14 protein-coding genes are annotated in these 9517 nt (G+C 62.5%); all 14 read left to right on the top strand.

Annotated features, from left to right (window positions below):
• Window positions 1-86 precede the first annotated feature (86 nt).
• The 14 genes from rpsL to rpmC all read left to right on the top strand — a co-directional run bounded on the left by rpsL (window position 87) and on the right by rpmC (window position 9512).
• Window positions 87-461 carry a 30S ribosomal protein S12 gene (gene rpsL, locus J3A72_RS20710; RefSeq protein ID WP_004145320.1) on the top strand — a complete coding sequence of 125 codons (375 nt, stop codon included), beginning with the start codon at window positions 87-89 and terminating at the stop codon, window positions 459-461.
• 12 nt (window positions 462-473) lie between these two features.
• Window positions 474-947 carry a 30S ribosomal protein S7 gene (rpsG, locus tag J3A72_RS20705; protein ID WP_004145321.1) on the top strand — a complete coding sequence of 158 codons (474 nt, stop codon included), beginning with the start codon at window positions 474-476 and terminating at the stop codon, window positions 945-947.
• A 141-nt stretch (window positions 948-1088) separates the two neighbouring features.
• On the top strand, window positions 1089-3230 hold the full coding sequence (fusA, locus tag J3A72_RS20700) for an elongation factor G (protein ID WP_014646050.1): 2142 nt from the start codon (window positions 1089-1091) through the stop codon (window positions 3228-3230).
• Window positions 3231-3282: 52 nt separating this feature from the next.
• Window positions 3283-4473 carry an elongation factor Tu gene (tuf, locus tag J3A72_RS20695; RefSeq protein ID WP_014036096.1) on the top strand — a complete coding sequence of 397 codons (1191 nt, stop codon included), beginning with the start codon at window positions 3283-3285 and terminating at the stop codon, window positions 4471-4473.
• 332 nt (window positions 4474-4805) lie between these two features.
• Window positions 4806-5117 carry a 30S ribosomal protein S10 gene (rpsJ, locus tag J3A72_RS20690; RefSeq protein ID WP_005408208.1) on the top strand — a complete coding sequence of 104 codons (312 nt, stop codon included), beginning with the start codon at window positions 4806-4808 and terminating at the stop codon, window positions 5115-5117.
• An 11-nt stretch (window positions 5118-5128) separates the two neighbouring features.
• Complete coding sequence (gene rplC, locus J3A72_RS20685; RefSeq protein ID WP_004145336.1) at window positions 5129-5779, top strand: 50S ribosomal protein L3; 651 nt, start codon at window positions 5129-5131, stop codon at window positions 5777-5779.
• 12 nt (window positions 5780-5791) lie between these two features.
• Window positions 5792-6397, top strand: coding sequence for a 50S ribosomal protein L4 (rplD, locus tag J3A72_RS20680; RefSeq protein ID WP_004145337.1), 606 nt, complete (start codon window positions 5792-5794; stop codon window positions 6395-6397).
• Window positions 6394-6693 (top strand): 50S ribosomal protein L23, encoded by a 300-nt coding sequence (gene rplW / locus J3A72_RS20675; protein ID WP_004145338.1) that lies wholly within the window; start codon window positions 6394-6396, stop codon window positions 6691-6693. The genes rplD and rplW overlap by 4 nt, the downstream gene beginning before the upstream one ends.
• A gap of 10 nt (window positions 6694-6703) precedes the next feature.
• Window positions 6704-7531, top strand: a complete 828-nt coding sequence (rplB, locus tag J3A72_RS20670) for a 50S ribosomal protein L2 (protein WP_004145339.1) — start codon at window positions 6704-6706, stop codon at window positions 7529-7531.
• Window positions 7532-7537: 6 nt separating this feature from the next.
• Window positions 7538-7807 (top strand): 30S ribosomal protein S19, encoded by a 270-nt coding sequence (rpsS, locus tag J3A72_RS20665; protein ID WP_005415413.1) that lies wholly within the window; start codon window positions 7538-7540, stop codon window positions 7805-7807.
• Between the two features lie 12 nt (window positions 7808-7819).
• The gene (gene rplV, locus J3A72_RS20660) at window positions 7820-8155 is read left to right on the top strand and encodes a 50S ribosomal protein L22 (protein ID WP_004145348.1); all 336 of its coding nucleotides are present in this window, start codon (window positions 7820-7822) and stop codon (window positions 8153-8155) included.
• A gap of 18 nt (window positions 8156-8173) precedes the next feature.
• Complete coding sequence (rpsC, locus tag J3A72_RS20655) at window positions 8174-8908, top strand: 30S ribosomal protein S3 (protein ID WP_004145350.1); 735 nt, start codon at window positions 8174-8176, stop codon at window positions 8906-8908.
• Window positions 8909-8913: 5 nt separating this feature from the next.
• Window positions 8914-9327 carry a 50S ribosomal protein L16 gene (gene rplP / locus J3A72_RS20650; protein ID WP_004154486.1) on the top strand — a complete coding sequence of 138 codons (414 nt, stop codon included), beginning with the start codon at window positions 8914-8916 and terminating at the stop codon, window positions 9325-9327.
• On the top strand, window positions 9327-9512 hold the full coding sequence (rpmC, locus tag J3A72_RS20645; protein ID WP_004154487.1) for a 50S ribosomal protein L29: 186 nt from the start codon (window positions 9327-9329) through the stop codon (window positions 9510-9512). The genes rplP and rpmC overlap by 1 nt, the downstream gene beginning before the upstream one ends.
• Window positions 9513-9517: the final 5 nt, after the last annotated feature.

Below are 9517 nucleotides of genomic sequence, written 5' to 3'. Positions count from 1 at the left end.
GTCTCAGCAGGCCAGAATTTCGGCCTGCTTTAACATTTCCGCATCTCTGGTCGGATTTTCCGGCCACCAATCAGAAGAACCTACTGATGGCGACGATCAACCAGCTGGTCCGCAAGCCGCGGCAAGCGACCACCTACAAGAGTGCCTCGCCGGCGCTCGACAAGTGCCCGCAGCGCCGTGGCGTCTGCACCCGTGTCTACACCACCACTCCGAAGAAGCCGAACTCGGCTCTGCGCAAGGTTGCCAAGGTCCGCCTGACCAACCAGGAAGAAGTGATTTCCTACATCGGTGGTGAAGGCCACAACCTGCAGGAGCACTCCGTGGTCCTGATCCGCGGCGGTCGCGTCAAGGACCTGCCGGGTGTGCGTTACCACACCGTTCGTGGCTCGCTCGACGCCGCCGGCGTTGCCAAGCGTCGCCAGGCCCGTTCCAAGTACGGCGCCAAGCGTCCGAAGGCATAAGGAGAGAGCACTATGTCGCGTAAGGGTAATACTCCGCAGCGTTCCGTCCTGCCCGATCCGAAGCACGGAAGCGAAACCATCGCCCGCTTCATCAACATGGTCATGCAGAGCGGCAAGAAGTCCGTCGCCGAAAAGATCGTGTACGGCGCCATGGACGTGATCACCGAGAAGAACAGCAGCGCCAACGCCATTGAACTGGTGCAGAAGGCTCTGGACAACGTCGCTCCGGCGGTCGAAGTCAAGTCGCGTCGCGTCGGTGGTGCCACCTACCAGGTGCCGGTCGAAGTGCGTTCGTCGCGCAAGATGGCCCTGGCCATGCGCTGGCTGATCGACTCCGCGCGCAAGCGTGGTGAGAACACCATGCCGAAGAAGCTGGCTGCTGAACTGATCGACGCCTCGGAAAACCGTGGCGGCGCCATCAAGAAGCGCGAAGAAACCCACCGCATGGCCGAAGCCAACAAGGCATTCGCCCACTACCGCTGGTGAGTTTGACGGCCTTGTAAAACAGGCAGGGCAGCACCACTTCGGTGCGTGCTGCCTCGCGGTCCCAGAAGGGCTGCGCCAATCCGAAGGCCGCCGAAAGGCGGCGTTCGGCCATCCGAAATCCAAGAAATCTGAGAGGCTCCCGTGGCCCGTTCCACTCCCATCGAGCGTTACCGTAACTTCGGCATCATGGCTCACATCGATGCCGGCAAGACCACCACGTCCGAGCGCATCCTGTTCTACACCGGCAAGAGCCACAAGATCGGTGAAGTGCACGACGGCGCCGCCACCATGGACTGGATGGAGCAGGAGCAGGAGCGTGGCATCACGATCCAGTCCGCTGCCACCACCGCGTTCTGGAAGGGCATGGACAAGTCCCTGCCGGAGCACCGCTTCAACATCATCGACACCCCCGGGCACGTCGACTTCACCATCGAAGTGGAGCGCTCGCTGCGCGTGCTCGACGGTGCCGTCTTCGTCCTGTGTGCCGTCGGTGGCGTGCAGCCGCAGTCGGAAACCGTGTGGCGCCAGGCCAACAAGTACCACGTGCCGCGCATCGCGTTCGTCAACAAGATGGACCGCACCGGTGCCAACTTCCAGAAGGTCGTCGGCCAGCTGAAGGCCAAGCTGGGCGCGGTCGCCGTGCCGATGCAGCTGCCGATCGGCGCTGAAGACAACTTCAAGGGCGTTGTCGACCTGCTGAAGATGAAGGCCATCCATTGGGATGAGGCTTCGCAGGGCATGAAGTTCGAATACAGCGACATCCCGGCCGATCTGCAGGCGGCTGCCGAAGAGGCTCGCCAGTTCATGGTCGAGACCGCTGCCGAAGCCAGCGAAGAGCTGATGGAAAAGTACCTGGGCGGCGAAGAGCTGGCCGAGGCTGAAATCATCAACGCGCTGCGTACCCGCACCCTGGCCACCGAGATCGTGCCGATGTACTGCGGCTCGGCCTTCAAGAACAAGGGCGTGCAGGCCATGCTGGACGGCGTGATCCAGCTGCTGCCGTCGCCGGTCGACGTGCCGGACGTGAAGGGCGTGGACGTTGACGACGACACCGTCGAGATGACCCGCAAGTCGGACGACAAGGCTCCGTTCTCGTCGCTGGCCTTCAAGATCATCACCGACCCGTTCGTCGGCGCGCTGACCTTCTTCCGCGTCTACTCGGGCACCCTGAACGGTGGCGACACCGTGCTGAACTCGGTGAAGGGCAAGAAGGAGCGCATCGGTCGCATCCTGCAGATGCACTCGAACAACCGCGAGGAAATCAAGGAAGTTCTGGCTGGTGACATCGCTGCTGCCGTGGGCCTGAAGGACACCACCACCGGTGACACCCTGTGCGCCGTGGACGCGCCGATCATCCTGGAGCGCATGACGTTCCCGGAGCCGGTGATCTCGATGGCCGTCGAGCCGAAGACCAAGTCGGACCAGGAAAAGATGGGTCTGGCCCTGGGCCGTCTGGCGCAGGAAGATCCGTCGTTCCGCGTCAAGACCGACGAAGAGTCCGGCCAGACCATCATCTCGGGCATGGGCGAGCTGCACCTGGACATCATCGTCGATCGCCTGAAGCGTGAGTTCAACGTTGAAGCCAACGTCGGCGCGCCGCAGGTGGCCTACCGCGAAACCATCACCCTGGCTGACGTCAAGTCGGACTACAAGCACGCCAAGCAGTCCGGTGGTAAGGGTCAGTACGGTCACGTCGTGATCGAGCTGTCGCCGATCACCGCTGAAGACCGTGCCGATCCGAAGCTGGCTCCGGCCATCAAGGACGACTTCCTGTTCATCAATGACATCACCGGCGGCGTGATCCCGAAGGAATTCATTCCGTCGGTTGAAAAGGGCCTGCGCGAAACCATCACCAGCGGTCCGCTGGCTGGCTTCCCGGTCGTGGACGTCAAGGTGAAGCTGGTGTTCGGTTCGTACCACGACGTCGACTCCTCGGAAATGGCGTTCAAGCTGGCTTCGTCGATGGCCTTCAAGCAGGGCTTCGCCAAGGCCAAGCCGGTGCTGCTGGAGCCGATCATGAAGGTCGAGATCGTGACCCCGGAGGATTACCAGGGTGACGTGATGGGCGACGTCAGCCGTCGTCGCGGCGTGCTGCAGGGTTCCGACACCACCGGTGACGGTTCGGCCAGCATCATCAACGCGATGATCCCGCTGGGTGAAATGTTCGGCTACGCCACTGCGCTGCGTTCGCAGACCCAGGGCCGCGCCACCTTCACCATGGAATTCGATCACTACGAGCCGGCTCCGACCAACATCGCCGAAGCCGTCATGAAGAAGGGCTGAGCCTCGCTCAGCCTCTCTTGAAACCACTTACGAACAATCAAGGTATAGAACAATGGCAAAGGGTAAGTTCGAGCGCACCAAGCCGCACGTCAACGTCGGCACCATCGGTCACGTCGATCACGGCAAGACCACGCTGACCGCCGCACTGACCAAGATCGGTGCCGAGCGCTTCGGTGGCGAGTTCAAGGATTACTCCTCGATCGACGCCGCGCCGGAAGAAAAGGCTCGTGGTATCACGATCTCGACCGCGCACGTCGAATACGAATCCCCGATCCGTCACTACGCCCACGTTGACTGCCCGGGCCACGCTGACTACGTCAAGAACATGATCACCGGTGCCGCCCAGATGGACGGCGCGATCCTGGTGTGCTCGGCCGCTGACGGCCCGATGCCGCAGACCCGTGAGCACATCCTGCTGTCGCGCCAGGTCGGCGTGCCGTACATCGTCGTGTTCCTGAACAAGGCCGACATGGTCGACGACGCCGAGCTGCTCGAGCTGGTCGAGATGGAAGTGCGCGAACTGCTGAGCAAGTACGAGTTCCCGGGCGACGACACCCCGATCATCGCCGGTTCGGCCCGCCTGGCGCTGGAAGGCGACCAGAGCGACATCGGCGTGCCGGCCATCCTGAAGCTGGTCGACGCGCTGGACAGCTGGATTCCGGAGCCGGAGCGTGCGATCGACAAGCCGTTCCTGATGCCGGTGGAAGACGTGTTCTCGATCTCGGGCCGCGGCACCGTGGTGACCGGTCGTATCGAGCGTGGCGTGATCAAGGTTGGCGACGAAATCGAAATCGTCGGCATCCGTCCGGTGCAGAAGACCACCGTGACCGGCGTTGAAATGTTCCGCAAGCTGCTGGACCAGGGTCAGGCAGGCGACAACGCTGGCCTGCTGCTGCGCGGCACCAAGCGTGACGACGTCGAGCGTGGCCAGGTGCTGGCCAAGCCGGGCACGATCAAGCCGCACACCAAGTTCGAAGGCGAAGTGTACGTCCTGTCGAAGGACGAAGGCGGCCGCCACACCCCGTTCTTCAACGGCTACCGTCCGCAGTTCTACTTCCGCACCACCGACATCACCGGCGCAGCTGCGCTGCCGGAAGGCGTCGAAATGGTGATGCCGGGTGACAACGTCAAGATGGTCGTCACCCTGATCAACCCGGTGGCAATGGACGAAGGCCTGCGCTTCGCCATCCGCGAAGGCGGCCGTACCGTCGGCGCCGGCGTGGTCTCGAAGATCATCGAGTAATCTGGTAGTATCTGCGCCCCGATGTTGCCTGGGTAGGGCATCGGGGCGTATCAAATGGGAAAGCAGGCACAGGATGTGCCTTGTGTTCCCCGGACCAGGAAGGGTCAATGCCATTCAGGCGGCGTCAACAGGCGACTGTTGACAGCTGCCTTGCGTGCCATTATGCTTCTACGTCTGGGCAGGCCGGGAAACTGGTCTGCCTACGTTTTAGAGGTCCATGGAGTGACCTTGTCGGCCTGCAGGACTGCGGGCCGTCCGTATTCAGGAATTTCATGGGGCAAAGCAACCCAGAGGCTTTGTCTGTCGCTCTTTTAACGAAGGAACCTACCGCCATGGCGGACCAAAAGATCCGGATCCGGCTGAAAGCGTTCGATCATCGTCTGATCGACCGTTCGGCCAGCGAGATCGTTGAAACGGCAAAGCGGACCGGCGCGCAAGTGCGTGGCCCGATCCCGCTGCCGACCAAGATCGAGCGTTACACCGTTCTCGTCTCCCCGCACGTCGACAAGGACGCGCGTGACCAGTACGAGACCCGCACGCACAAGCGCGTGCTCGATATCGTTGACCCGAATGACAAGACCGTGGACGCGCTGATGAAGCTCGAACTGGCTGCCGGCGTCGACGTTCAGATCAAGCTGACCTGAGGACTACGACCATGACGAAGAAGTATTCGTTGGGCTTCGTGGGCCGCAAGGCCGGCATGAGCCGCGTGTTCACCGAAGATGGCCGTTCCATCCCGGTGACCCTGATCGAAGCAACCCCGAACCGCATCGCGCAGATCAAGACCGTCGAAACCGACGGCTACAGCGCCGTGCAGGTGACCGTCGGCGCGCGTCGCGCTGCCCTGGTCAACAAGCCGGAAGCCGGCCACTTCGCCAAGGCGAAGGTGGAAGCGGGTCGTGGCCTGTGGGAATTCCGCGTTGAAGACGCGCAGCTCGGCGATTTCGCCGTTGGCGGCGAAGTCAAGGCGGACATCTTCGAAGTCGGCCAGATCGTCGACGTCCAGGGTGTCACCAAGGGTAAGGGCTTCCAGGGCACCATCAAGCGCCACAACTTCCGTATGGGCGATGCAACCCACGGTAACTCGCTGTCGCATCGCGCGCCGGGTTCGCTGGGTCAGCGCCAGACCCCGGGTCGCGTTTTCCCGGGCAAGAAGATGTCGGGCCACATGGGCGCGGTGCAGCAGAGCACCCAGAACCTGGAAGTGGTCAAGGTCGACGTCGAGCGCGGTCTGATCGCCGTTCGCGGCGCCGTTCCGGGCGCGGCGGGTGGCGATGTGATCGTCCGTCCGGCGAGCAAGGCATAAGGAGAGATGACGATGGAACTCGTTATCACGGGTAGCAACAACAAGGTCTCGGTCTCCGACGCCGTGTTCGGTCGCGATTTCAGCGAAGATCTGGTCCACCAGGTCGTCGTTGCCTACCGCAACGCCGGTCGCGCCGGCACCAAGGCACAGAAGACTCGCTCCGAAGTGGCTGGTACCACCAAGAAGTCGAAGAAGCAGAAGGGCGGCGGCGCGCGTCATGGCGCACTGACGGCTCCGATCTTCGTCGGCGGCGGTGTCACCTTCGCGGCCAAGCCGCGCAGCTTCGAGCAGAAGGTCAATCGTAAGCAGTACCGTGCCGCCATGTGCGCGATCCTGTCCGAGCTGAACCGTCAGGGCCGTCTGACCATCGTGGAGTCCTTCGATGTCGAAGTGACCAACACGAAGGGTCTGATCGCCAAGCTGGCCGGCCTGGAAGTGGGCAAGCGCCCGCTGATCGTCACCGAAGAAGCGTCCGAGCACCTGTACCTGTCCGCCCGCAATCTGCCGTACGTGCAGGTGCGTGACGTCCAGGGTCTGGATCCGGTCTCGCTGGTGGGTGCCGACACGGTCGTCATCACCGCTGACGCGGTCAAGAAGGTCGAGGAGTGGCTGGCATGAACAGCAACGAAAAAATCTTCAGCGTGCTGCGTGCCCCGCGTGTCTCCGAAAAGACCGCGCGCCTGCAGGAACTCTCCAACCAGTATGTCTTCGAAGTTTCGAACGAAGCCACCAAGGCCGATGTAAAGGCCGCGGTTGAGCAGCTGTTCGACGTCAAGGTCGAAGCCGTCAACGTGGTCAACGTCAAGGGCAAGAACAAGTCCTTCCGTAACCGTGCTGGCCGCCGCGGCGATTGGCGCAAGGCGTACGTTCGCCTGGCCGACGGCCAGTCGATCGATGTAACGGCCAAGGCCTGAGGTACATCCCATGCCATTGATGAAATTCAAGCCCACTTCCCCCGGCCGCCGTTCGGCCGTGCGCGTGGTTACGCCCGACCTGCACAAGGGTGCTCCGCACGCCGCACTGGTCGAGTCGCAGAGCCGCTCGGGTGGCCGCAACCACCACGGCCGCATCACCGTGCGTCACGTCGGTGGTGGTGCCAAGCAGCACTACCGCATCATCGACTTCAAGCGCAACAAGCTGGGCATCCCGGCGCGCGTGGAACGCATCGAATACGATCCGAACCGCACCGCCCACATCGCCCTGCTGTGCTACGTCGATGGTGAGCGTCGCTACATCATCGCCCCGAAGGGCCTGAAGGCCGGTGATCAGGTGATCGCTGGTTCGGACGCCCCGATCAAGGCCGGCAACACCCTGCCGCTGCGCAACATCCCGGTCGGCACCACCATCCACTGCATCGAGCTGAAGCCGGGCAAGGGCGCTCAGATCGCTCGCGCCGCTGGTGCGGCCGTGCAGCTGGTGGCTCGCGAAGGCATCTACGCCACCCTGCGCCTGCGCTCGGGTGAAATGCGCAAGGTTCCGGTCGAGTGCTGCGCCACCATCGGCGAAGTCGGCAACGACGAGCACAGCCTGGAAAAGCTGGGCAAGGCCGGTGCCAAGCGTTGGCGCGGCGTCCGCCCGACCGTTCGTGGTGCTGCCATGAACCCGGTTGACCACCCGCACGGTGGTGGTGAGGCCAAGGCCGGCCAGGGTAACCCGCATCCGGTCACCCCGTGGGGTGTTCCGACCAAGGGTTACAAGACGCGCCATAACAAGCGCACTCAGCAGTTCATCGTCCGCGATCGTAGGGGCTAATCGACCATGGCACGTTCACTCAAGAAGGGCCCGTTCGTCGATCACCACCTCGTCAAGAAGGTGGAGGCCGCTGCGGGCAGCAAGAAGCCGATCAAGACCTGGTCGCGCCGTTCGATGATCCTGCCTGACATGGTAGGCATCACCATTGCCGTGCATAACGGCAAGAACCACATCCCGGTTCTCGTCAACGAGAACATGGTCGGCCACAAGCTCGGCGAATTTGCCATCACCCGGACCTTCAAGGGTCACGGTGGTGACAAGAAGTCGGGCAAGTAAGGAGAGATGACAATGGAAGCGAAAGCCATCCTGCGCACTGCGCGCATCTCCCCGCAGAAGGCTCGTCTGGTCGCTGACCAGGTGCGCGGTCTGCCGGCCGAACGTGCGGTCAACCTGCTGAAGTTCTCGGACAAGAAGGCTGCCCACCTGATCAAGAAGGTGGTGGAGTCGGCAATTGCCAACGCCGAGAACAACCAGGGCGCCGACGTCGACGAGCTGAAGGTTCAGACCATCATGGTTGATGAAGGTCCGACCCTGAAGCGTTTCATGGCGCGGGCGAAAGGCCGCGGTACCCGCATCCTCAAGCGCACCAGCCACATCACTGTGGTTGTGGGCGCCGCCAAGTAAGCGGATAAGGAAAAGACCATGGGTCATAAAGTTCATCCGATTGGTATCCGCCTCGGCATTTCCAAGGACTGGAACTCCAAGTGGTACGCCAACAAGGCCGAGTTCGCCGGTTACCTGGCAGCCGACCTGAAAGTGCGCGAAATGCTGCGCAAGAAGCTGGCCCAGGCCGGCATCAGCAAGATCCTGATCGAGCGTCCGGCCAAGACCGCTCGCGTGACGATCCACACCGCCCGTCCGGGCGTGGTGATCGGCAAGCGCGGTGAGGACATCGAGAAGCTGCGCAAGGAAGTGAGCGAGATGATGGGCGTCCCGGCGCACATCAACGTCACCGAAGTGCGCAAGCCGGAACTGGACGCGCAGCTCGTTGCCGAGTCGATCGCCCAGCAGCTGGAGCGTCGCATCATGTTCCGCCGTGCAATGAAGCGCTCGGTCGGCAACGCGATGCGCCTGGGTGCCCTGGGCATCAAGGTCAACGTTGGTGGCCGCCTCAACGGTGCTGAAATCGCCCGTTCGGAGTGGTACCGCGAAGGCCGCGTGCCGCTGCACACCCTGCGTGCCGACATCGACTATGGCTTCGCTGAAGCCAAGACGACCTACGGCATCATCGGCATCAAGGTCTGGATCTACAAGGGCGAGGTCTTCGATTTCTCCCAGGTTGGCCAGGAAAAGCAGGACGACACCCCGTCGCGCAACGATCGTCACGATCGCGGCGACCGTGGTGACCGTCAGCGCCCGGCCCGTGAAGCGAGGTAACGACAATGTTGCAACCCAAGCGAACCAAGTACCGCAAGGTACACAAGGGCCGTAACGATGGCCTGAGCTGGAGCGCCAACGCTGTCAGCTTCGGCGAATACGGCCTGAAGGCAACCGCACACGGTCAGCTGACCGCGCGTCAGATCGAAGCGGCCCGCCGCTCGATCAGCCGCTACGTCAAGCGCGGCGGCAAGATGTGGATCCGCGTGTTCCCCGACAAGCCCATCACCAAGAAGCCCATCGAAGTTCGAATGGGTTCGGGTAAGGGTAACGTGGAATACTGGGTGGCCCAGATCCAGCCCGGCCGCATGATCTATGAAATCGAGGGTGTTTCCGAGGAAGTGGCTCGCGAGGCGTTCCGCCTGGCCGCCGCCAAGCTCTCGGTCACCACCACTTTCGTGACCCGTACGGTGCGCTGATGGATATCAAAACTCTCCGTGAAAAGTCGGCTGACGAACTCAAGGCCCACCTGATCGACCTGCGTAAGGAACAGTTCTCTGTCCGTATGCAGCAGGTCACCGGCCAGCTGCCGAAGACCCACGACATTCGCCGGGTCCGTCGCGAGATTGCTCGCGTCAAGACCCTGCTCGGCAGCACGAAGTAAGGATG

The organism is Stenotrophomonas sp. PvP093, assembly GCF_017876915.1.
GTDB classification, from domain to species: Bacteria; Pseudomonadota; Gammaproteobacteria; order Xanthomonadales; family Xanthomonadaceae; genus Stenotrophomonas; species Stenotrophomonas muris.
The sequence above is the reverse complement of the archived record's forward strand: the minus strand, read 5'-3'. Positions and strand labels throughout refer to the sequence as shown.

What these genes read in the sequence shown, in the direction of transcription:
- rpsL (WP_004145320.1), top strand. Translation starts at nt 87, where the DNA reads ATGGCGACGATCAACCAGCTGGTCCGCAAGCCGCGGCAAGCGACCACC.
- rpsG (WP_004145321.1), top strand. Translation starts at nt 474, where the DNA reads ATGTCGCGTAAGGGTAATACTCCGCAGCGTTCCGTCCTGCCCGATCCG.
- tuf (WP_014036096.1), top strand. Translation starts at nt 3,283, where the DNA reads ATGGCAAAGGGTAAGTTCGAGCGCACCAAGCCGCACGTCAACGTCGGC.
- rpsJ (WP_005408208.1), top strand. Translation starts at nt 4,806, where the DNA reads ATGGCGGACCAAAAGATCCGGATCCGGCTGAAAGCGTTCGATCATCGT.
- rplC (WP_004145336.1), top strand. Translation starts at nt 5,129, where the DNA reads ATGACGAAGAAGTATTCGTTGGGCTTCGTGGGCCGCAAGGCCGGCATG.
- rplD (WP_004145337.1), top strand. Translation starts at nt 5,792, where the DNA reads ATGGAACTCGTTATCACGGGTAGCAACAACAAGGTCTCGGTCTCCGAC.
- rplW (WP_004145338.1), top strand. Translation starts at nt 6,394, where the DNA reads ATGAACAGCAACGAAAAAATCTTCAGCGTGCTGCGTGCCCCGCGTGTC.
- rplB (WP_004145339.1), top strand. Translation starts at nt 6,704, where the DNA reads ATGCCATTGATGAAATTCAAGCCCACTTCCCCCGGCCGCCGTTCGGCC.
- rpsS (WP_005415413.1), top strand. Translation starts at nt 7,538, where the DNA reads ATGGCACGTTCACTCAAGAAGGGCCCGTTCGTCGATCACCACCTCGTC.
- rplV (WP_004145348.1), top strand. Translation starts at nt 7,820, where the DNA reads ATGGAAGCGAAAGCCATCCTGCGCACTGCGCGCATCTCCCCGCAGAAG.
- rpsC (WP_004145350.1), top strand. Translation starts at nt 8,174, where the DNA reads ATGGGTCATAAAGTTCATCCGATTGGTATCCGCCTCGGCATTTCCAAG.
- rplP (WP_004154486.1), top strand. Translation starts at nt 8,914, where the DNA reads ATGTTGCAACCCAAGCGAACCAAGTACCGCAAGGTACACAAGGGCCGT.
- rpmC (WP_004154487.1), top strand. Translation starts at nt 9,327, where the DNA reads ATGGATATCAAAACTCTCCGTGAAAAGTCGGCTGACGAACTCAAGGCC.